This is a genomic window from Hyphomonas sp. UBA4494 (genome assembly GCF_002388935.1).
Lineage (GTDB): Bacteria > Pseudomonadota > Alphaproteobacteria > Caulobacterales > Hyphomonadaceae > Hyphomonas.
Genome location: NZ_DGNK01000024.1, coordinates 52,468 through 72,797, shown reverse-complemented (window position 1 = coordinate 72,797; position 20,330 = coordinate 52,468). Strand labels below are relative to the sequence as shown.

Below are 20,330 nucleotides of genomic sequence, written 5' to 3'. Positions count from 1 at the left end.
AGGTGCGTCGATCGCACCGGGAGGACCAGAAATGCCTGCTACGCCAAATCAGTCGGATTTGTTCATGAACAGCCCCGCCAGCGATGCTGAAGATATCGGGAACGGCATGCGCCGAAAGATTCTCGGCTATGACAACAGCCTGATGCTGGTGAAGGTGTGGTTCGAGAAGGGCGCTGTCGGTCCTGTCCACGCTCACCCTCACACGCAGACGGCGTATGTCGTGGAAGGGAAGTTCGAAGTCTTCGTCGATGGCGAGACACAGGTATTGGAAGCAGGAGGCTGCTTTTTCGTCCCGTCGGGCGCTGGACATGGTGCTGTGTGCCTGGAGGCCGGCATTCTGCTCGACATCTTCAGCCCCGCTCGGGAAGACTTCCTCAATGGCGAGGGATACTCGTCATGAAACTTTCGGGCCTAAGATGGTGGGTTGTTGGTCTCGTCGCGTTGGCGACTGTTATCAACTATATTGACCGGCAGACATTGAGTGTTCTTTGGCCAGACATCGCAGCGGAGCTGTATCCGGAGAAATCGACAGCACAAGTTGACCAGATTTACGGCTTCATCTCCGTGGTTTTCATATTCTCCTATGCCTTCGGCCAGGCGATCTTCGGCAAGATTTTTGACTGGATCGGCACGCGTCTCGGTTTTGCTTTGTCAATCGGCGTCTGGTCTGTTGCGACAGTGATGCACGCTTTTGCGCGCGGTGTGGTTTCGTTCAGCATTTTCCGCTCCATTCTCGGTATCGCTGAGGCAGGCAACTGGCCTGGCGCGGCCAAAGCCAATGCAGAATGGTTTCCAACCAGGGAAAGGGCTTTAGCCCAAGGCATTTTCAACTCCGGAGCGGCGATCGGCGGGTTGATTTCAATCCCAATTATTGGCTTCCTTTCGATCCACTTCAGCTGGCACATCATCTTTGTTCTTGTCGGCGTGCTGGGCTTCCTTTGGCTCATCCCTTGGTGGGTGCTCGTCAAGTCTCCCCCCAAGAACCACCCTTGGCTGAATGAAAACGAACGCGAATACATCCTGACCGGTCAACTCAATCAGGATATCGACCAGGATGGCGAGCCGGATGACGGTTATGCACCGGGCACCGGAGAAATCCTGAGCCGGAAACAGAGCTGGGGCGTGATCATCGCGTCTGCCGCGATTGATCCGATCTGGTGGCTCTTTATTGTCTGGATTCCGCTCTACCTGAACCGTGTCTATGACATGGAGGTCAAGGAACTCGCGCTCTATGCGTGGGTCCCATATTTCGGTGCCATGCTAGGTGCCTGGTTTGGAGGGCTTCTGGCCCAGAACCGCATCAAGGCGGGCTGGACCGTAGACGCCACGCGTAAAATGGTCATTTCTCTTGGCTGCCTGATCATGCTTCCCTCCCTTCTGCTACTCGCTGATCCGACGCTGATAGCCTCAGTGTTTGGGATGGCCGATCCTGCGATGACCACGCTTGCAACCATCGCTGTCATCATCATGGCGACCATTCTGTTCGGCTTCCAGACTGCGATCGGCAACGTTCAAACACTGCCGAGTGACTTCTACAGCGGTAAATCTGTAGGCACGCTCTCCGGCTTTGCAGGCATGGCTGCAAAGCTCGGCGCTGCCGGGCTGACCTTCCTGGTTCCTGTTATCACGCAGGGCGACAATTACGCGCCCGTCTTCATCATCGGCGCCGGACTCGCTTTGCTGGCGTTGTTCGCAGTGTGGATTCTCTGTGGACGGATTGAGCCGCTCAAGCCACGCGGCGCGCTAACGCGCTAACTTATTATCTAAATATTTCTGGAATTAGGAGTCATGAATATGTCAAAACCCGTCATTGGTTTCATCGGTCTTGGGCTGATGGGCGGCAATATGGTCGAAAACCTGCAGAAGCGGGGTTTCGAAGTCATCGTGATGGATCTCAACAAGGATGCCGTCGCTGCTGTTCTGGCGAGAGGAAATGCGACCGAAGCCAGCTCGCCCAAGGAACTGGCTGAAAAAAGCGACATCGTTGAGCTCTGCGTGACGACGTCCGAAGTGGTCGAGAAACTCGTCTACGGTGCCGATGGTATCCTAGAAGGCATCAAGGATGGCTCTGTGCTCATCGATTTCGGCACGTCCATTCCAGCATCCTCCCAGAAAATCGGCGCGGACCTCGGCAAGAAAGGCGTGGGCATGATTGATGCGCCCCTCGGTCGTACGCCTGCGCACGCCAAGGACGGGCTGCTGAATATCATGGCTGGCGGTGACAAGGCGACGTTCGACAAGTACGAGCCGGTCCTCAAGGAACAGGGCGAAAACGTCTTTTATCTCGGCCCGCTCGGTGCCGGCCACACGACAAAGCTGATCAACAACTTCATGGGCATGACAACCGTCTGCGCCATGTCGCAGGCTTTCGCTGCGGCAAAACTGGCCGGCGTAGACCGCGGTCAGCTCTACGACATAATGTCATCTGGTCCGTCCAATTCGCCGTTCATGAAGTTCTGCAAGAACTACGCGGTCGACGGTGTGAGCGACCTTGGGTTCTCCATCAACAATGCAAACAAGGATCTGCGTTACTTTAACCAGATGGTCTCGGATCTCGGTTCTCGCTCCCTGATTGCCGAAGGCACCTCAAGTAATCTCTCAGCAGCCGTCGAAGCCGGAATGGGCTCAGGTAATGTGCCGGAAATCTTCGACTACTTCGTTGATTTGAAAAGGTAAGCGATTACGAGTTCTGTCCGTTCCAGGATTGTTTTTTGTTTACATCTACACCACACAAGCCGATTTTCGGCAGAACCGCGCATCGAAAGGCATCGACCATGTCAAAGACCATCGTCACACTTGGCGAACTCATGATGCGCTTGAAGCCCCCCGGCAAGTTGCGTCTGCGCCAGGCGCAGGCCTTCGAGGTCTGCCACGGGGGCGCCGAGGCCAATGTCGCCGTATCGCTTGCAGAGTTTGGTCTCGCCTCTCGCTTGGTCACGGGGCTTCCGGAAGGTGAACTCGGAGCGCAAGCGCTCCGGTTCCTCCGGGCCCACGATGTCGATACGAGTCAGGTCATTCGGCGTCCTGGCCGGCTGGGACTTTACTTTATGGAAGAAGGTGCCGATTTTCGCTCCGGGTGCGTGGTGTATGACCGGGCCGGCAGTGTGTTTTCCGAGTTATCCCCCGATGATATTGACTGGAACGCAGCCTTTGACGGAGCAGATTGGTTTCATATCAGCGGCATTACGCCCGCGCTTTCAGATGAGACCCGCCAACTTGCGACTTTTGCCATGGAGGAAGCCCGGAGACGGAATATACATGTTTCGCTCGACCTGAACTATCGCGAACGGTTGTGGGAATATGGTCGATCGGCCATTGAGGTGATGCCAGCTCTTGCTTCGCTGGCCGATACATTGATCGCCGGAAGAGGCGACTGCACCCATTGTCTCGGTGTGGACGGCGAAGGTGAGAATGGCAGTCAGGTGTGGGCGGAATCCCTGACCGAGCAGCTGTTCAGACGGTACAGCCAGTTAACAAATGCGTCGATCACGCTAAGAAATTCAAAGTCGGCAGAAAATCATAGTTGGAGCGCGCATCTGCGCACGCAGGCTGGCTCCTATTTTTCGCGCACGTACGAAATGACAGCCATCCTAGACCGCGTCGGAACCGGCGACGCTTTTTGTGCCGGGCTGATTTATGGACTGGTCGACGCCCGAAAGCCCAGTGAAGCACTGGAGTTTGGCGCCGCCGCCAACTGCCTAAAACACTCGATACACGGAGACAGCAACGCAGTCTCTGTCAGTGAAGTCGATGCTCTCGTCTCCACGACACGCTTCGGGCAATTGCGTCGCTGATGGGGTGGTGTTGTCAGTTTAATGCGAACCAGTCTCCGTCATTCGCGAACGAGCAGGACCTAGGCTGCTCCACGGACTCCTGGGAGCGCAGTCGAAGCAAAGTAGAGAAGTCTTAGGGATCGCCGCCCTCCTCCACCCGGATGCATCCAATATCTTCGGCTCAAACCGTCGAGAAATACCCGTACCGCGAACCCGATCGAATGGCGGTGAACCAGTACGTTGGAAGGTCGATCGTGTTGTCATCTTCCAACGGCCACACCCTGTCGAACGGGTCCGACGTGAATATTACATTTAGCTCTTTGGTGGTGTAGGCTCTTCTGCTCGGTCTGGTAACTGAGCTGGATTCGGTGACCCCCACCGCAGGATTGCTCACTAAGTGTCCTCGAATTACGGCCAGCTGAAGAACAACTTGGATTTGCCTGAGCCGGTCTTTAATGGTTCCTGGGTCAACTTGGCATAATTACTGCCATTGCGGGCTTTTTCGAGCTTCTCCGGAAAACTTAACCGTCTGAGCTCAGATATGGAACCCGACCTGGCTGGTGCTCTTTTCAGGGCATCTCGATACGCCCAGATGTGAGATCTTTGCACCTTAAATATCGGAAGAGACGAACCGGTGAGTTCATGAAACTCAGTCCACGCAACCCGTCTACGCTCCAAAGTCTTTGCTTTCACAGGTGTCGTCGAATCCTGTTTGACCTGTTCGTAGACCTCCCAATATTGCTCCAGAGATTTACGCCCCTCCGGCGTTAAAGGTGTATTATCTCCAAGTGCGGGCAATACTGTTGGCTCAGCCTTCAAAAATGGAGACTTTGGTTGAGGAGGTCTTGCTAAGCCGCGAATTTCAGCCAAACCGTGGGTGTACGCATCCGACAGCACACCGGCTGCAGCTTTGAGCATCGCATTGCGAATGGGTGTATCCCTTGGAACGGACGCACTTTTGCTGGTGGTCACATCCAAATAGTGATCGACGAGCCACCCAACTAGCGCTTCAAGTTGCTCGGTATCGGTAGTTGTCAGGGCGCTCCGAAGATCCCCTCAGCGTTGATCGAGGCGACCGCTCTTGCCTGTCTCCGTGCTCAGGAAGCTTTCCGTGATGATTGCAGTTTCCTGTTCATAAGCCACTCGGCAAAAAGCTTTGAAATCATTGGAAGCGACGCCTTCTCTCAGAACGGAAAACGCACCTTCAAACTCCTTGATGCAATCAATGGCTGCTTTGTTGGCATCGTTCTGATCCCGCGTCGAAAGTGACTTGATAATATGAGTTCTGAACCGCTTGCTATTTGGTTTTGGAAAGTAGCTCACGACATCTGAAGGGATCGGATACCTGATCTCAAAGAGTCCATTGGATCTCTCATAAACATAACTCATAGATCGATACCTTCTAGCACGCATAATGAACCCTTCCGACGATCAAGTGACCCCCGGGGAAATGCGTTCTAGCGACACTGAATCGTGTTGAAAAGTGTGTTGAAAATCAGCGATTTTGCATCGCGTAACACATTGTTTTTCAATGGAATTCAAGCCGTGGCAGTCCCTAGGGGAATCGAACCCCTCTTTCCAGGTTGAAAACCTGGCGTCCTAACCGATAGACGAAGGGACCGCACCGGCTCGAAGACAGGCGATATAGCTGCTCATTTCTGACTCGTAAAGCGCTTTGAGGCGGGTTTCTGCAGATAAATCATGCCTCAGCTGCATCACTGACATCCAGCTGTACCCGCCGACGGCCATTCCACTCATCCGCCTTCAATTTTCCAACAACATGGAGCCGCGCATTCGGACAAATTACTTCCCCCAAAGGCTGGTCAGCGCTACGCCAAGCGATGCAATCAAGACGCCCACTGGAGTCTTCGGCGGTGAACTTCAGATGATTTACGCCAACCTGTCGCACGCCCGTGACATGTACCGATTGCAGCGCGAAAACAGGCTCGGGGGATCCGACACCAAACGGGCCAATACCGGCGATCTGATCAACCAGCGCAGGAGATGCTGCGCCCGGAGACAGGATCGCATCCACGGGCAGTTCCAGTGCCGCAGCACGCTCTGCCGTAAACTTCGCCATATGGCTGACCATCCACTCGTCGAACGCCGGGATCTGTTCGGGTTCGAGACTCAGTCCGCCCGCCATGGCATGACCACCACCGGAGAGAATGATTCCTTCGCGCGCGGCGGCGGCAATCGCGTCGCCAATATTCACCCCTGTCACCGAGCGGCCGGATCCCTTAGCGACGGGCCCCAGCCCTTGTCCCCAGCCAATGACTATGCAGGGAAGGTGGAACCGTTCCTTCAGGCGTCCGGCCACGATGCCGATCACGCCGGGATGCCAGCCTTCGCCACCGGCGACCAGGATACCCCGGTCTGGATTACGCTGTAACGCCTGCTCAGCCTGTGCGGTGGCCTGATCGAGAATCGCCGCCTCGACGGCCTTGCGTTCGTCATTGAGTGCGTGCAGCCGCTCGGCCAGCGCAATTGCCTCTGACCGGTCATCCGTAGCCAGAAGTTTCGCGGCGATCCACGGATCACCCACACGACCGCCTGCGTTAAGCCGTGGCCCCAGCATGAATGTAGCGTGGTACACACTGTCCACTTTGCTGATCCCGGATACTTCGGCCAGCGCGCGCAGGCCTTCATTTTGACCGCGGGACAGAATGCTGAGCCCTTGTCGCACGAAGGCTCGGTTTACACCGCGTAGGGGTGACATGTCGCAAAGCGTCCCAAGTGCTGCGAGGTCAAGAAACGACATGATGTCCGGTAGACCTTCCGGAGGCGCAATGCCTCGTTCCCGCGCCAATCGGTTCAATGCGGCAGCAAAAACAAAAACGACGCCCGCCGCAGCGAGATGACCACAACCAGAGTTGCAGTCGGGCCGGTTCGGATTGACCAGTGCAGCCGCTGGAGGGTTATGCCCGGCCATCAAATGGTGATCGATGACGACAATGGGCAGACCGATAGACTCCGCCTCTTCCAGCGCATTGACCGCAGCTGCGCCGCAATCGACGGTAATGACGAGTTCCGCGCCTTTTTCCTTCAAGTGTCGAAAAGCTTCGGGCGAAGGACCATACCCCTCTTCCAGGCGATCCGGCACGTAAAGCCCGAGGTCTTCGCCCCATGCCCGGAAATATCGCGCGAGAATTGCTGAGCTGGTACCGCCATCGACGTCATAGTCAGCAAAGACCGTGACGCGCTTCTTTGCGAGAATCGCGTCGAGCACAATCTCGGCCGCCTTGTCCATGTCTGAGAAACTCGACGGATCAGGAAATGTCTCCCTTAAGGTCGGGGACAGATAAGTCGCCGCTTCGTCTGGCGTCACATCTCTGGTGGCGAGCAACCTGGCCAACAAATCGGATCCACCGACGCTCGGCTGGAGCCGCCGCACCAATGCCTCATCCACAGACGCAAGCGTCCAGAACCGGCCCGTGGCCGATCTCTGCACATCGAATAGCGTCGTATCTTGCTTTAGGGCTGGGTCAGCCATGGGTTCTCCGGGAATCGCTTCCCGGAGATTCTAACGCATCTAGGCTGTCACGGGAAACGCCCGGCTCAGACCTTATGATCGGAGCGCACATAGCGCACCATGCCGTCAAGTGACGTCATGACGAGCGTGTGAGTGTGCACACGACCGTCTGCGGATTTGACGCCGCTGAGCATCGATCCATCGGTCACGCCTGTCGCGCAGAATACTGTGTCACCCGAGGCGAGTTCATTCAGGGAGTAAGTGCGGTCGAAGTCGGTAATGCCCGTGCGTTCAGCACGTTTGCGCTCATCATCATTGCGGAACACGAGGCGTCCCAGCATCTGGCCGCCAACACATTTGAGGGCCGCTGCTGCAAGTACGCCTTCGGGCGCGCCACCTTGACCGACATAGAGATCAATTCCGGTGTGTGGGTTGGTCGTCGCGATTACGCCGGCCACATCGCCATCCGTGATCAGGGCCACACGCGCGCCAACCGAACGCAGGCTCTCAATGATGCCTTCATGACGCGGGCGGTCCAGCACACAAGCGGTCATGTCGGTGACATCCATGCCCTTGTGCTTGGCCAGCGCCTGAATGTTCTCGGCAGGTGTCGCATCCAGACTGATAATGCCTTCCGGATAGCCAGGGCCTACGGCAATCTTGTCCATATAGGTGTCTGGCGCATACAGCAGGCCGCCACGCGGCGCGATGGCCAGCACGGCCAGCGCATTGGCCATGGCTTTTGCGGTTAGTGTGGTGCCTTCCAGCGGATCAAGGGCGATGTCGATCTCGGCTCCTTTACCAGTGCCGACTTCTTCCCCGATGTACAGCATGGGCGCTTCGTCGCGTTCACCTTCGCCGATGACCACGCGACCCTGGAAATCAACCTCGTTGAATGCCGTGCGCATCGCATCCACAGCGGCTGCATCGGCTTTCTTCTCATCTCCACGGCCAACCAGTTTGGCGGCGGCTATGGCAGCAGATTCCGTAACACGGACCATGGAATCGGCAAGGCTGGGCGTCAGAACGCTATTTTTCATGAATTCTCAATTCTCCGAACGCGCAAAACATAAAGGCTCTGCGCCTATCTAAAGCAATTAGCTTGCCGACTCGATCCTGATCAGGCGCGGCGGATCAACAGCAATTGCAAATTTTTCCAATCGCGCCAAGGCCGCGTCCATATTTGATCGTTCGCATCGGTGTGTGACAATCGCAATCGGGCTTGCACCAGTATCATCTGCTGAATCTTGAAGCAGCTTGTCGACGGATACGCCTTCAGCGGCCAAAGACTCCGAAAGTGCCGCCAGCGCGCCCGGCTTGTCAGCCAGTCGTACCCGCAGGAAGAACTGGGCCACCTCATCCTTGCGCCCAGTTGTGAAGGGCCGCGCCATGTGGTGTTCTGCGCGTCCAAAGGCCGGTCGGATCGCCGGGCGGAACAGCTTTGCGACATCTCCCATCACGGCGCTCGCGGTGGGACCAGCGCCCGCGCCAGGGCCCGTCAAGGTGACGGCACCCACAGGATCACCTTCGATACGCACCGTGTTCAGGGAGCCATCAATGCGGGCAAGCGGATGCGACACAGGCAAGGCCATTGGCTCAACCCGGCACACAACGCCTTCATCGGTCAAAACACCCTCTGCTATCAACTTGATCCGTAACCCCAGGCGATCGGCAAGGCGCAAATCGAGCAGTTCGACCCCATCTACTCCAGAGACTTCCACCTTGGAGAAGTCGAGGTCAGCAGAGAACGCAATGGCAGAGAGAATCGCTGCCTTGTGCGCGGCATCCATGCCAGAAACATCCAGCGTAGGATCAGCTTCGGCATATCCAAGCTTCTGGGCTTCGGCGAGCACTTCGTCATAAGCGCGGCCCGTTGCCAGCATTTCTGTTGTCAGGAAGTTGCAGGTACCGTTCAGGATACCCGCGACGCGTTTGATTTCGACCCCTGCCAGACTGTCGCGCAACACGCGCACGACTGGAATACCCCCAGCGACAGCGGCCTCGAACAACAGATCGACCTGCTTTTCTTCAGCCAGCTTGGCCAGCGCCATGCCATGCTTGGCCATCAGGGCCTTGTTGGCGGTGACCACCGGCTTACCCGCCTTAAGGGCCTCTTCGACCGCAAACTTCGCCGGGCCGTCAGATCCTCCGATCAATTCAACGAATACGTCGACTTCCGGGTCTTCAGCCAGGGTCGCAGCGTCATCGAACCAGCGATACTTGCTTGTATCAACGGGCCGGTTGCGAGACTGGCTACGCGCGCTCACACCTGCAATCTCGATCTTACCCGGAATGCGCAGGCGCTCCTGCCGCTCAACCAGTTCGATGAGACCACATCCGACGTGGCCCAAACCCGCAATACCTATTCTCAACGGCCCCAATTGGTCACCCTTTCAGTTTGAGTGTCTGACTTTCAGGGGCAGCGCATAGCGGGTTTGGTCGAATGCGTCGAGGGCGCGCGCTACTCTGCCGCGGCGGGCTGGATATCCTTGATCCCGCGGGACTGCAGGAATTTGCGAATATTGCGCGCTGCCTGCCGGATACGCTGCTCATTCTCGACCAGCGCAATCCGGACATGCCCATCGCCTTGCTCTCCAAATCCGGCACCCGGTGCGACGGCCACGTGTGCGTCATTGATCAGCTGTAGCGAGAATTCGAGACTGCCCATTTCCTTGAGCGGCTCAGGGATCGGAGCCCAGGCAAACATCGAGGCTTTCGGCGACGGGATTGGCCAGCCGGCCCGCGTGAAGCTCTCCACCAGCACGTCGCGGCGTGACCGATAGATCTGGCGAAATTCGTCGACACAATCCTGAGGGCCGTCCAGCGCAGCTGTCGCCGCGACCTGGATCGGCGTGTATGCACCGTAGTCGAGATAGGATTTCACGCGCCCCAGTGCGCCAACAAGCTTCTCGTTGCCGGCCACAAACCCGATCCGCCATCCAGCCATGGAATAGGTCTTCGACATGGTGGTGAATTCAACGGCGATGTCCTTTGCACCATCCACCTGAAGGATCGACGGGGTTGGCTCGTCAAAATAGATTTCGTTGTAAGCAAGATCGGACAAGACGATCAAATCGTGCTTGCGCGCAAACTTCACGGCTTCCTTGTAGAAGTCGAGATCGCATACTTCAGCCGTGGGGTTGGAAGGAAAACACAGAACCATCGCCGTCGGCGGTGGCACACAATATTTTACGGCCTTGCTGAGATTGGACAGGTACTCTTCCGGCGTGTGCGCAGGAACGCTGCGAATGGATGCCCCGGCGATTATGAATCCGAACGAATGCAGCGGATAGGACGGGTCGGGAGAAAGAATGACATCGCCCGGCGCCGAGATGGCCTGAGCGAGGTTCGCAAACCCCTCCTTGGATCCGAGCGTCACGATGACTTCCCGATCCATGTCGAGGGACACATCGAAGCGACGCTGGTAGTAATTGGTCACAGCGCGGCGCAGGCCCTTGATACCGCGCGAAGCAGAGTAGCCATTCACGTCAGGGCGACGGGCCGTCTCGCACAGCTTATCGACGATGTGTTCTGGCGTTGGCATATCGGGATTGCCCATACCCAGATCGATAATATCCGCACCTTGCGCGCGCAGCGCCGCCTTGGTGCGGTTCACTTGTTCGAAAACGTATGGGGGAAGTCGGCGGATCTTGTGGAAATCTGTATTCATCTGTTGGCGGCCCGTAGGCCCCTCGTAACTCGTGGAACATCAAAAGCGGATCGTATGGCCTCAATCTCCTCATCCGTCAGGAAGTTGGAGTTGGCCTCAAAGCCCGCAAATCCGCGCCGAACCGATTCCCTGAGGTCTTCGATCTCGGCGGCGGCATTTGCGGGCGCGACCGCTCGCGCGTTTTCCGCAAATACTGCGCGCAACTCAGCGCCGCGCGCTTTCGATGTTTCGAGTGTTTGCCCCGGCGTATTCCCCCTTTCAATTGTCGGAATATCGACAATCTCGGGATAGCCTTCGCCACGAATTTCCACACGGCGCGCATCATACCAGTCCGGTGCCTGGTCGATGGCGGTCCGAACCTTCGAAAACGACCCCGTACACGCTGCCAATAGCAGGCAACATACACTTGTCAGGGGAATCGCCGTGTTTTTCATGGTTAAACTCATTAAATCACAATTATTCCGTAGAATAGTTAGAGGCGGCTAAACAAGGCGATATTGGGACGAATGGTCGACCGCAAGAACAATAAAGACAGCCAGCCACTGCTCGCCGAGATTCTCGCCCAGCAAAACCCCGTGCAAATGCAGTCCCTGCTGACCACGCTGGCGCTGGCCAATACAGAATCTCACGCCCTGTTGCTAGATGTCCTGTCAGGATCCGGGCCACTCGGCACTGTGACGAATGGCGACCCTATGGGTGTGGGCGAAGCTTTCCAAGCCGTGGGCCAAGGCTTCGCGAAGAACCCCGTTGCATTGATGAACGCCAACATGCAACTCATGCAGGGTTGGATGGAGCTGTGGCAGGAAATGGCACTGGAAGGCGTGACCGGCGCCGCCAATGCGGTCCGGGACAAACGTTTTTCCGACCCTGAATGGGATCGCAATCCCGGCTTCAAATTTATCCGCAAAGCCTATGACCTCAATGCTAAATGGCTGATGGGCCTGGCCGACCATGTGAAGGACGACCTGCCGGACAATATTCACTTGCGCGCAAAATTCTTCAGCCAGCAATTGGCCGACAGTCTCGCGCCGACCAATCATCTCGGCAGCAATCCGCAGGCCCTGCGCACCTTCTTCGAAAGTGGCGGTGAGAGCGTGCTGGCAGGCATCCGGATGGCTCGCGACGATGTAAAAAGGGGCAATGGCAAACTCTACATCACCCAGACTGACGAGACGCCGTTCAAACTCGGCGAGAACATCGCGACGGCGCCCGGTGAAGTTGTTTTCAGGAATGATTTGATCGAACTGATCCAGTACAAACCAATTGGCGAGCAGACCTATGCGCGTCCGTTGCTGATCTTCCCGCCCTGGATCAACAAATTCTACATCCTCGATTTGCGCGAAGAAAACTCGATGATCCGCTGGCTGCTAGACAAGGGCCTGTCAGTCTTTGTCGTCTCGTGGCGCTCGGCCGACGAAGTGACCCGCGACTACACGTGGAACGACTATGTGAAGAATGGCATCTATGCCGCCGTCGAAGCCACGCTTCAGGCGACTGGGCAGAAGGGCCTCAATACAGTCGGGTATTGTATCGGGGGCACCCTACTCTCTTCCGCCCTCGGCCACATGGCCGCCAGCGGCGACGAGCGTATCAAGTCAGCCACCTTCTTTGCATCCCAGTCCGATTTCAGCCTAGCCGGAGACCTGAAAGTCTTCACCGACGATAATGGCCGCGCCTATATCGACTCCATCATCGAAGAACATGACTGCATCATGCCTGGAACGATGATGTACGAAACCTTCAACTGGCTACGCCCGATTGATCTGGTCTGGCGCTACGTCATCGACCAGTATATGCTGGGCAAGGAACCGCGGCCGTTTGATTTGCTGTATTGGAATGCTGACCAGACCAATATTCCGGGCAAGGTACACCGCAGATATCTCAAGGACTGTTACGCCGAAAACAAGCTCGCGCGCGGCAAGTTCAAGGTGCTCGGCGAAACAGTGGACCTGAAAAAGGTCGACATTCCGATCATGGTGCAGGCCAGCCGCGACGATCACATCTGCCCCATGGAAAGTGTCTACCGCACCGCCAAGGTATTTGGCGGCAAGACCAATTTCATCCTCGCCGCCTCAGGCCACATTGCCGGCGTGGTGAACCATCCGGATTCCGGAAAGTATTGCCATTGGACCAATAATGGCGCGCTGCCAGAAACTGGCGCGGAATGGCTCGAAGGTGCGGAGGAGCATGCAGGCTCCTGGTGGCCGACCTGGTGGGACTGGCTACGGCCGAAGTCCGGTCGCAAAGTCATTGCGAAGCAACCGAAAGACATGGGCCTCGGCGCCGCACCGGGCACTTATGCCAGAGTCCGTCTTGAAGATATCAGGCTTAAGTAAGCTCAAGCCGTCAAGCCAGCGTCTTCGTCCAGCCCCAACGCAATATTGAGGTTCTGCACCGCCGCGCCAGAAGCGCCCTTACCGAGATTGTCAAAACGCGCCACAAGTCGCGCCTCGTCATCCGTGCCGAAGACAAACAGATCGATCCGATTGGTTCCGTTGCAGGCCTCTGGCTCAACACCCTTCAAGGCATCGCAGTCTGCGAGGGAGGCCACACTTACAAATCGCTCGCCTTGATAGGCTGCGGTCAGTGCCGCGTGAATTTGCGCACGGCGTGGCTTACCCGGAATGGCCCAGAGCGGCAGACCGATTTCAACGATCATACCCTGCGCATAACGCCCCACTGACGGCATGAAGACGGGAGCGTGCTCGAGCCGGGAATATTTCTTCATCTCAGGGGGATGCTTGTGCTTCTGTCCCATCGCATAGATGCGGTGATTATCTTCAGAATACGTTTCGGACGCCTTGTCTTCGAATTCCGTGATCATGGCCTTGCCGCCGCCGGTATAGCCCGACACAGCAGAGACCACGATGGGCCAAGAGGTTGGCACCAGCCATTTCGAGACGAGCGGACGCAGGAGCGCAATCACACCCGTGGGATAGCAGCCTGGATTAGAGATCCGCCGGGATGCTTGAATTGCGGCGCGCTGACCTTTGTCCATTTCCGGAAATCCGTAGGTCCAGCCACTCGCGACCCGGTGCGCGGTAGATGCATCGATGATCACCGTGTTCGGACTGTTCACGAGGGACACCCCAAGACGCGCTGCATCATCGGGCAAACAAAGGATGACCGCGTCGGATGCATTCATCAGGCGCGCACGCTCGACATTGTTCTTGCGCTTGTCCGGATCAATGGAAATCAGCTCAAGGTCCTTGCGAGCCCGCAGTCGCTCGGCAATCTGAAGGCCGGTCGTTCCGGCTTCGCCATCAATGAATACTCTGGGCAGCATAATCTGTGTGTTTCCGATTCCGGACAAAACAAAACGGGCGCTCCGTTTCCGAAGCGCCCGCCTGAATAATAATATTCGGTGTGCGGCCTAGCGCTTCGAGAACTGGAAGCTGCGGCGTGCTTTCGCACGACCATACTTCTTGCGTTCGACAACGCGTGGGTCGCGGGTCATGAATCCGAATGGCTTCAGCACGGCGCGCAGGCCTGGCTCGTAGTTGACGAGGGCACGCGACAGGCCGTGACGCACAGCGCCTGCCTGACCGGAAAGGCCGGAGCCCTTCACAGTTGCAATGATGTCAAACTCGCCTTCGCGGCCAGCTTCGACCAGTGGCTGAGCAATTACCATGCGCAGCACAGGGCGCGCGAAGTACTGTTCCTGATCGCGACCATTGATCGTGATCTTGCCAGTGCCGGGCTTGATCCAGACGCGGGCGACGGCCTCTTTGCGGCGACCGGTGCCGTAAGCACGGCCCTGAGCGTCGATCTTCGGCTCGATTGGAGCAGCCGGAGCTTCAGCTTCGGTTGCGCCGGACATGGCGCCAAGATCCTGGAGGGAGTTTGCAGTGTCAGTCATGTTGATCAGGCCGCCTTGATGTTCTTGCGGTTCATGGCTTTGAAGTCGACAGTGTCGGGCTTCTGGGCCTCGTGTGGGTGCTCCGCGCCGCCATACACGTGCAGTTTCGAGAACTGCTTGCGGGCCAGCGGGCTTTCTTTTGGCATCATCCGCTTCACGGCGAGTTCAAGCGCGCGCTCAGGGAAACGACCATTGAGAATTTTTTCCGGCGTCGTGGACTTGATGCCGCCCGGATAACCGGTGTGGCGGTAGTACACTTTGTCCGTCATCTTGCGACCGGTGAATTTCACCTTGTCAGCATTGATAATGACGACGTGATCGCCCGTATCGATGTGAGGTGTAAAGTCAGCACGGTGCTTGCCGCGCAGGCGCTTGGCGACATATGAAGCAAGGCGTCCGACGACGACATCGGTCGCGTCGATCACGACCCAGTTGTGCTCTACGTTGGCTGGTGCGTTATAGGTTTTCATCGCTCTACTAAGAGCCTCTCGCTTTCGGAGTTCATGGAATGCAATTCAAGCGCTGGCGTTTAAGCGCCACTTCCCCGGTTGTCAACGCAGGGCTTGGCCTCGCCCTGCTTTTTACAGCAGTTGGATGCTCGAAGAAAGCCGAAGCCCCCGAAGTACCGGCTTCTGCCTCTGAAATCGCTGCTGGTGTGGAGCTTCCCGCTGTATGGTCCACGCGCCCATTGGAAGGCAAAGTGAACGCTGTGGCGCTCTCCGGAGGCCTCGGAGGCCTGCTGGCAGTCGCCTATGAGCGCGGCGGCCTGCAATTGTTCAATATGAATGGCGAAATTCTGGGGGAACCTGCCAACTTCAGGCTCACTGACCTCGCCAGCGGCCAAAGCGCCACGCTTGGCGGCAGCACAGTGACCATATTCCCGGGAATCACCCGCGAGGGCCAGCTGAAAGCATATCTTTACGGCGAAGGCCTCCTCGCCCCGGCTCAGGTCGACCTGCCCGTTCCAAACACGAGCTCCATTGCCGGCGTTTGCTCCGGTCCGATGCGGGCAGCCGGTATCATGCGAGTGGCTTACTGGACCTCGACCAATGATCGCGTACTTCAGACCGGCATCGTGCGGGAAGAGAATGGCGAGTTTTCCTGGGATGCCAGCGAATCGACCTTCACAGATTTTGGGATCAGGTCCTGCGCCTATACGAGCGACACATTGGTTGCCTCCCCGCGTGCCAAAAGCGCAGCGTCGCTCACACGTGGCGATTTTGACGCCCTGCTCTCCATCGAAGACGGCAGTGGGCTTCAGGTCTCAACAGATTTGGGCATGACCAACACCGAAATCACCGTTCGGGATGGCATTACCGTTATTGCGCCAGATGCACCGGATGCGATGGCCGCCATGGGCACGATGATGAGTGGTGGATATCCAGGCGGTGTGATTGTCATCGCGGGCGAAACCGCCCCGGACCAGCATCAGGCCGTATTCGTTGATCCAAGCCCCCTTACGATGGACGATTCTCGCTAGACGTCCCACGCGATTGCCAGATAAGACGCACTGCCATCAGCGTAACGATCACGCCAAGACCCTGATGAACCAGAGCAAGGTTCATCGGGGCGGCGTGTACAAGCGTGAGAATTCCCCACACTGCCTGTAGGGTCACGAGCACAGCCAGCCAACGAAATTCCTGTCGCAGTGGCGTGCTCCGGAACGCCCAGGCGGATGCCAATGATCCGGCCCAGATGGCATAGGCCAGAATGCGGTGATTGAATTGCGTTGCAGCGCGGCCTTCAAACAGGCTGCGCGCACCGAGGCCTTCTTCCACATAGTGTGACGGAACGAGCTCTCCCGCCATCAACGGCCAATCATTGTAGGACCGGCCCGCATCAAGGCCGGCAACCAAGGCGCCGGCAGCCATCTGGATGAAAATCGCGACCAGAAGTATTAGGGCGACGCTTCGGGTGAGCCCAGCGACCGCCGGTCGCCCCTTTTCGCCAAGATCGTGCCAGAGCCAGGTGATGTAGGCGATAATTAACAGCGCAAGTGTGAAATGGGTCATCAACCGATAGGGCGCGACGTCCACGCGCGTGGTTTCGCCGATGCCGCTCGCCACCATCCACCAGCCTATGGCACCCTGCAAACCACCGAGTCCGATCAATGCGATCAGATGCCAAGTAAGATGTTTGGTCAGCCAACCGCGAACGGCAAAGATCGCAAAACCCACAACAGCCACCAAGCCAATCATGCGCCCGAAGAAGCGATGCCCCCACTCCCACCAGAATATATTCTGGAACTCCGCCATCGACATGCCCTGATTCACGAGCTGGTATTCAGCGGTTTGCTGGTACTTCGCGAACTCGGTTTGCCACGCGCCGTCGGAGAGCGGTGGGAGCGCACCACTGACCGGGTTCCATTCGGTGATGGAGAGGCCGGAATCCGTAAGGCGTGTGGCCCCACCAATCAGGATCATGGCATAGACCATCAGACCGACAAGGATCAGCCAACGGCGGATCCAGGTTGCGGAGGGGCTGACTTTTGACGTTTCGCTCATGCGAGATACATGATCCAACCAGACGCCCGCGCAAGAGGCGGCAAAGTCGCATGTGCAGTTGAGAGACATACCCATGAGCTATCCGACCAGGAAAATCGTCGCGAGCCTGATCCTGCTGGCCTTCATGGTCTGCTGGATTATCATGGTCGGCTCAGTCGGTCCGATTGTCTCAGGTTGGCCGAAATGGGCTGAAATGCTGTTCTACGTATTCGCAGGAATCGGTTGGATCATCCCGAACAAGCCGATCTTCGCGTGGATGAATCGCGATGCGCCAAATCAGGAAGACTAGTCTTCAGGTTTGTTCTTGGTGGCTTCCTTCAACCGCGCCAGCATAACAGCCGGATCGTCAGGTGTATCTGCCTCGTCGGGCTCCGGATAAGCGTCCTCCTCGACCGATTCATCCTCCGTCACGCCTAATGGCAATTCACCTGCCTCTCCCGACATCGTTTCGAAAGAGCCTTCGTCGCGATCGGATTCCAGACGGCCCAGCACGGTTTCCCCCCCGATCAATGTCTGGCCAGGCCAAATCAACTGGCCGGCTTTGGCCGGAACATACACATCGCACCAGCCGCCCAGCCGTCGTTTTCCGAACACGCGTCCAAGTCGCATGATATCGCCCGATTCAGCTTCCAATTCCTGACGTGGGCCAAGACCGCCTGTCGCGATGCGCACACCTACCTGCTGTGCACGGCTTTCAAACAACAGGTATGAAATCGCCAATCCGTCTGCATCAGGGCGCATGGCAAATGGGACAGTTTGTTCGCCGTCTTCCGTAATGAGGCTTTCCAGACTGCCAGCAATCGGCGCGTAGAGTCGGTTCGTTGTGGCCGGCGACGAAGATATCCGGATGCGTGTGGTTTCCGCGCCGGACATGCGCAATTCGCCCGGCGGATCGGCTGGGGTCACTGATACCACCACCCCATCGCACGGCGCCACAATGCCGCTGGCAAGATCTGGCGCGGTTCGCTTGGCCCAGCGCGCCGCCATCAAGGCAGCGATCATCCCGGCAAACCCAACCCAGAAGAGTGGATCCCAGACCCAACTTAGCAACAGGCCGACCAGAAGGGAGGCCAACGCAGCCGCAACGCCCTCCCAATCGAGCCCGCCGGTCATCCAGGGCGTCGTCTTCCGTTCGAGGTCTTCGGTCATGCCCGCCAGCCTTTTCTATTCCGCAGCGAGCGCGATCTCCGCGCTCTTGGCCTGTCTTTCCCACATATCAGCATATTTGCCGCCTTTTGCCAGCAGGTCTGCATGTGTGCCGCGCTCAATCACTCGCCCGGCATCGAGAACGATGATCTCGTCAGCAGATTTCACGGTAGACAGGCGGTGGGCGACCATCAATGTCGTACGCCCTTCGGCGGCATCCTCAAGCGCGTCTTGCACGGCCTCTTCCGTCGCACTGTCCAGCGCTGACGTGGCCTCGTCCAGCACGAGGATGGACGGATCGGCCAGAATCACGCGGGCAATTCCCACGCGCTGCTTCTCACCCCCAGACAGTTTCAGGCCCCGCTCGCCAACGCGTGTTTTCCAGCCATCGGGCAGCGATTCGATGAAATCGAGTAATTGCGCCCGGCGCGCAGCATCCCGCAGCTCCTCGTCGCTGGCATCGGGACGAGCGTAAGCGATGTTGGACCGGATCGTGTCATTGAACAGAACAACGTCCTGAGGCACGAGCCCAAGCGCCTTGCGCAGGGATTCCTGTGTCAGCGATCTCACATCATGCCCATCGACCAACACGCTGCCCTGATCGACATCGTAGAAGCGGAACAGGAGCTTAAGCAGCGTCGACTTTCCCGCCCCAGATGTGCCGACAAACGCAACCTTGCGGCCGGGCAGCAAGTCAAAATTGACATCCTGCACGCCAACTGCACGGCCTTCATGATTGAAACCCACATTGCGAAATTCGACATGCCCAGTCGGCTTCGACAATGGCATCGCATCTGGCGCATCCGCCACTTCGGTTTTCATGGCGAGCAGCCCGTAGAGCTTTTCGAGGTCCACCGCGCCTTGCTTGATCTCGCGCCAGGCCCAGCCGAGAATATTCAGCGGCGCGTATAGTGACAGCAGCATCAGCATGACGGCCGTCAGGTCGCCGACCAACATGGTTCCCTGAATGACATTCCAGGCCGACAGGACGAGCACCGCCAACAAGCCTGCATTCATTACCACCGCTTGCGTTGCGTTCAGGACGTACATGGACCGGACAGCATCGACATACCGATGATTGTAATTGCGCATCGCGTCGTTGAACCGGCCGGTTTCGCGGCGTTCAGCAGCGAAAGCCTTCACGGTTTCGAAATTGGTCAGAATGTCGACGGAGGTCGCCCGGAAATGGGTGTCGGCTTCATTCATCCGGCGGCGCTGACGCACGCGCCATTCGGTGATGATTACTGTGGCGATGACATAGATGATGATCGTAAAGACCGCGATCAGTGACAGGCGGTAATCATAAGCGACGCCGAGCGCGATAGAGGCGAGCACCAGCCGCACGAAGGTCGGCCCTATATTGAAGGCGAGAAAGCGAATCAAATAATCGATGGCACTCGCACCGCGCTCAATGACTCGATTGAGCGCGCCGGTCCGCCGAGTCTGATGGAAGTTCAGCGAAAGAGATTGCGCATGGCCAAACGCATCCACGCTGGCGACGCGTTGTGCGTCCTGACTAACGGGAGAAAACAGCCAGTCACGCACCTGTGGCATGGCCGCAGCAAGAAAACGGACGCCGATCCCGATCGCGAGCCAATATGCAGCCGCGCCGAAGGCTGCCGCTTCGCCACCTTCCGGAACCGCGCGGTTGATTGCATGACCTAGCAGCAGGGGTGAAATCACCTCCAAAACCGAAGCGGCGAGTGTGATCAAGATTGCGATCACCATGATTGGCCGCCATTTCGACAGTTCCGGACGCGCGAGCAGCTTCAGGATTCGCAGAATGGAGACGCCGATCCCGCCATCAGCGCTTTCGATCTTGTCATGGTCAGCGGCGGCAGCGTGAGGATTCGTCATCGCCCGCATATGGGAACAAAATGACAGATCAGCAAACCCTGCATGTTGC

20 protein-coding genes and 1 tRNA gene are annotated in these 20,330 nt (G+C 57.4%); 7 read left to right on the top strand and 14 right to left on the bottom strand.

Annotation, left to right across the window (positions count from 1 at the left end):
* Positions 1-31: 31 nt before the first annotated feature.
* The 4 genes from B2P82_RS09360 to B2P82_RS09345 all read left to right on the top strand — a co-directional run bounded on the left by B2P82_RS09360 (position 32) and on the right by B2P82_RS09345 (position 3,794).
* Positions 32-400: a cupin domain-containing protein gene (locus B2P82_RS09360; protein ID WP_290496790.1), complete on the top strand. Its 369-nt coding sequence runs from the start codon at positions 32-34 to the stop codon at positions 398-400.
* Positions 397-1,755: an MFS transporter gene (locus B2P82_RS09355; RefSeq protein ID WP_290496788.1), complete on the top strand. Its 1,359-nt coding sequence runs from the start codon at positions 397-399 to the stop codon at positions 1,753-1,755. Before B2P82_RS09360 ends, B2P82_RS09355 begins: the two co-directional genes overlap by 4 nt.
* A gap of 39 nt (positions 1,756-1,794) precedes the next feature.
* Positions 1,795-2,676 carry an NAD(P)-dependent oxidoreductase gene (locus B2P82_RS09350; protein WP_290478707.1) on the top strand — a complete coding sequence of 294 codons (882 nt, stop codon included), beginning with the start codon at positions 1,795-1,797 and terminating at the stop codon, positions 2,674-2,676.
* A 98-nt stretch (positions 2,677-2,774) separates the two neighbouring features.
* The gene (locus B2P82_RS09345) at positions 2,775-3,794 is read left to right on the top strand and encodes a sugar kinase (RefSeq protein ID WP_290496778.1); all 1,020 of its coding nucleotides are present in this window, start codon (positions 2,775-2,777) and stop codon (positions 3,792-3,794) included.
* Between the two features lie 387 nt (positions 3,795-4,181).
* Here the strand turns inward: B2P82_RS09345 and B2P82_RS09340 are convergent, their stop codons facing one another.
* The 8 genes from B2P82_RS09340 to B2P82_RS09305 all read right to left on the bottom strand — a co-directional run bounded on the left by B2P82_RS09340 (position 4,182) and on the right by B2P82_RS09305 (position 11,349).
* The gene (locus B2P82_RS09340) at positions 4,182-4,745 is read right to left on the bottom strand and encodes a hypothetical protein (RefSeq protein ID WP_290496775.1); all 564 of its coding nucleotides are present in this window, start codon (positions 4,743-4,745) and stop codon (positions 4,182-4,184) included.
* 84 nt (positions 4,746-4,829) lie between these two features.
* Positions 4,830-5,162: a DUF6538 domain-containing protein gene (locus B2P82_RS09335; RefSeq protein WP_290482650.1), complete on the bottom strand. Its 333-nt coding sequence runs from the start codon at positions 5,160-5,162 to the stop codon at positions 4,830-4,832.
* Positions 5,163-5,319: 157 nt separating this feature from the next.
* Positions 5,320-5,394: transfer RNA gene (locus B2P82_RS09330), tRNA-Glu, on the bottom strand.
* 78 nt (positions 5,395-5,472) lie between these two features.
* A complete protein-coding gene (gene recJ, locus B2P82_RS09325; RefSeq protein WP_290496773.1) occupies positions 5,473-7,266 on the bottom strand; it encodes a single-stranded-DNA-specific exonuclease RecJ in 1,794 nt (597 codons plus the stop codon).
* A 65-nt stretch (positions 7,267-7,331) separates the two neighbouring features.
* Positions 7,332-8,285 (bottom strand): class II fructose-bisphosphatase, encoded by a 954-nt coding sequence (glpX, locus tag B2P82_RS09320; RefSeq protein WP_256434926.1) that lies wholly within the window; start codon positions 8,283-8,285, stop codon positions 7,332-7,334.
* Positions 8,286-8,342: 57 nt separating this feature from the next.
* Positions 8,343-9,596: a homoserine dehydrogenase gene (locus B2P82_RS09315; protein WP_242517329.1), complete on the bottom strand. Its 1,254-nt coding sequence runs from the start codon at positions 9,594-9,596 to the stop codon at positions 8,343-8,345.
* Positions 9,597-9,706: 110 nt separating this feature from the next.
* A complete protein-coding gene (locus B2P82_RS09310; RefSeq protein ID WP_290496771.1) occupies positions 9,707-10,915 on the bottom strand; it encodes an LL-diaminopimelate aminotransferase in 1,209 nt (402 codons plus the stop codon).
* On the bottom strand, positions 10,912-11,349 hold the full coding sequence (locus tag B2P82_RS09305) for a hypothetical protein (RefSeq protein ID WP_290496769.1): 438 nt from the start codon (positions 11,347-11,349) through the stop codon (positions 10,912-10,914). Before B2P82_RS09305 ends, B2P82_RS09310 begins: the two co-directional genes overlap by 4 nt.
* Positions 11,350-11,421: 72 nt before the next feature.
* Here B2P82_RS09305 and B2P82_RS09300 point away from each other — a divergent pair, with 72 nt between their 5' ends.
* The gene (locus tag B2P82_RS09300) at positions 11,422-13,251 is read left to right on the top strand and encodes a PHA/PHB synthase family protein (protein ID WP_290496767.1); all 1,830 of its coding nucleotides are present in this window, start codon (positions 11,422-11,424) and stop codon (positions 13,249-13,251) included.
* 2 nt (positions 13,252-13,253) lie between these two features.
* Here the strand turns inward: B2P82_RS09300 and argC are convergent, their stop codons facing one another.
* The 3 genes from argC to rplM form a co-directional block, all read right to left on the bottom strand.
* Positions 13,254-14,201 carry an N-acetyl-gamma-glutamyl-phosphate reductase gene (gene argC / locus B2P82_RS09295; RefSeq protein ID WP_290496765.1) on the bottom strand — a complete coding sequence of 316 codons (948 nt, stop codon included), beginning with the start codon at positions 14,199-14,201 and terminating at the stop codon, positions 13,254-13,256.
* A gap of 87 nt (positions 14,202-14,288) precedes the next feature.
* On the bottom strand, positions 14,289-14,735 hold the full coding sequence (rpsI, locus tag B2P82_RS09290; RefSeq protein WP_233347546.1) for a 30S ribosomal protein S9: 447 nt from the start codon (positions 14,733-14,735) through the stop codon (positions 14,289-14,291).
* A 44-nt stretch (positions 14,736-14,779) separates the two neighbouring features.
* A complete protein-coding gene (gene rplM / locus B2P82_RS09285; protein WP_034811561.1) occupies positions 14,780-15,244 on the bottom strand; it encodes a 50S ribosomal protein L13 in 465 nt (154 codons plus the stop codon).
* A 38-nt stretch (positions 15,245-15,282) separates the two neighbouring features.
* On the opposite strand from rplM, the gene B2P82_RS09280 reads away from it, so the two are divergent.
* The gene (locus B2P82_RS09280) at positions 15,283-16,254 is read left to right on the top strand and encodes a hypothetical protein (RefSeq protein WP_290496762.1); all 972 of its coding nucleotides are present in this window, start codon (positions 15,283-15,285) and stop codon (positions 16,252-16,254) included.
* Here the strand turns inward: B2P82_RS09280 and B2P82_RS09275 are convergent.
* Entirely contained in the window at positions 16,232-17,278 is a 1,047-nt protein-coding gene (locus B2P82_RS09275; RefSeq protein WP_290496760.1) for a COX15/CtaA family protein, read from the bottom strand. The genes B2P82_RS09280 and B2P82_RS09275 overlap by 23 nt on opposite strands.
* Positions 17,279-17,351: 73 nt before the next feature.
* On the opposite strand from B2P82_RS09275, the gene B2P82_RS09270 reads away from it, so the two are divergent.
* Positions 17,352-17,567: a DUF2842 domain-containing protein gene (locus tag B2P82_RS09270; RefSeq protein ID WP_290496758.1), complete on the top strand. Its 216-nt coding sequence runs from the start codon at positions 17,352-17,354 to the stop codon at positions 17,565-17,567.
* Here the strand turns inward: B2P82_RS09270 and B2P82_RS09265 are convergent.
* Together B2P82_RS09265 and B2P82_RS09260 are read right to left on the bottom strand one after the other, a co-directional pair.
* On the bottom strand, positions 17,564-18,427 hold the full coding sequence (locus tag B2P82_RS09265; protein ID WP_290496756.1) for a phosphatidylserine decarboxylase: 864 nt from the start codon (positions 18,425-18,427) through the stop codon (positions 17,564-17,566). The genes B2P82_RS09270 and B2P82_RS09265 overlap by 4 nt on opposite strands.
* Positions 18,428-18,442: 15 nt before the next feature.
* The gene (locus B2P82_RS09260) at positions 18,443-20,281 is read right to left on the bottom strand and encodes an ABCB family ABC transporter ATP-binding protein/permease (protein WP_290496754.1); all 1,839 of its coding nucleotides are present in this window, start codon (positions 20,279-20,281) and stop codon (positions 18,443-18,445) included.
* Positions 20,282-20,330 lie beyond the last annotated feature (49 nt).

Bases quoted from the DNA above. Each gene is read 5' to 3' on its own strand.
- B2P82_RS09360 (WP_290496790.1), top strand. From the start codon at position 32: ATGCCTGCTACGCCAAATCAGTCGGATTTGTTCATGAACAGCCCCGCC.
- B2P82_RS09355 (WP_290496788.1), top strand. From the start codon at position 397: ATGAAACTTTCGGGCCTAAGATGGTGGGTTGTTGGTCTCGTCGCGTTG.
- B2P82_RS09350 (WP_290478707.1), top strand. From the start codon at position 1,795: ATGTCAAAACCCGTCATTGGTTTCATCGGTCTTGGGCTGATGGGCGGC.
- B2P82_RS09345 (WP_290496778.1), top strand. From the start codon at position 2,775: ATGTCAAAGACCATCGTCACACTTGGCGAACTCATGATGCGCTTGAAG.
- B2P82_RS09335 (WP_290482650.1), bottom strand. From the start codon at position 5,162: ATGAGTTATGTTTATGAGAGATCCAATGGACTCTTTGAGATCAGGTAT.
- recJ (WP_290496773.1), bottom strand. From the start codon at position 7,266: ATGGCTGACCCAGCCCTAAAGCAAGATACGACGCTATTCGATGTGCAG.
- glpX (WP_256434926.1), bottom strand. From the start codon at position 8,285: ATGAAAAATAGCGTTCTGACGCCCAGCCTTGCCGATTCCATGGTCCGT.
- B2P82_RS09310 (WP_290496771.1), bottom strand. From the start codon at position 10,915: ATGAATACAGATTTCCACAAGATCCGCCGACTTCCCCCATACGTTTTC.
- B2P82_RS09305 (WP_290496769.1), bottom strand. From the start codon at position 11,349: ATGAAAAACACGGCGATTCCCCTGACAAGTGTATGTTGCCTGCTATTG.
- B2P82_RS09300 (WP_290496767.1), top strand. From the start codon at position 11,422: ATGGTCGACCGCAAGAACAATAAAGACAGCCAGCCACTGCTCGCCGAG.
- argC (WP_290496765.1), bottom strand. From the start codon at position 14,201: ATGCTGCCCAGAGTATTCATTGATGGCGAAGCCGGAACGACCGGCCTT.
- rpsI (WP_233347546.1), bottom strand. From the start codon at position 14,735: ATGTCCGGCGCAACCGAAGCTGAAGCTCCGGCTGCTCCAATCGAGCCG.
- rplM (WP_034811561.1), bottom strand. From the start codon at position 15,244: ATGAAAACCTATAACGCACCAGCCAACGTAGAGCACAACTGGGTCGTG.
- B2P82_RS09280 (WP_290496762.1), top strand. From the start codon at position 15,283: ATGCAATTCAAGCGCTGGCGTTTAAGCGCCACTTCCCCGGTTGTCAAC.
- B2P82_RS09275 (WP_290496760.1), bottom strand. From the start codon at position 17,278: ATGAGCGAAACGTCAAAAGTCAGCCCCTCCGCAACCTGGATCCGCCGT.
- B2P82_RS09270 (WP_290496758.1), top strand. From the start codon at position 17,352: ATGAGCTATCCGACCAGGAAAATCGTCGCGAGCCTGATCCTGCTGGCC.
- B2P82_RS09265 (WP_290496756.1), bottom strand. From the start codon at position 18,427: ATGACCGAAGACCTCGAACGGAAGACGACGCCCTGGATGACCGGCGGG.
- B2P82_RS09260 (WP_290496754.1), bottom strand. From the start codon at position 20,281: ATGACGAATCCTCACGCTGCCGCCGCTGACCATGACAAGATCGAAAGC.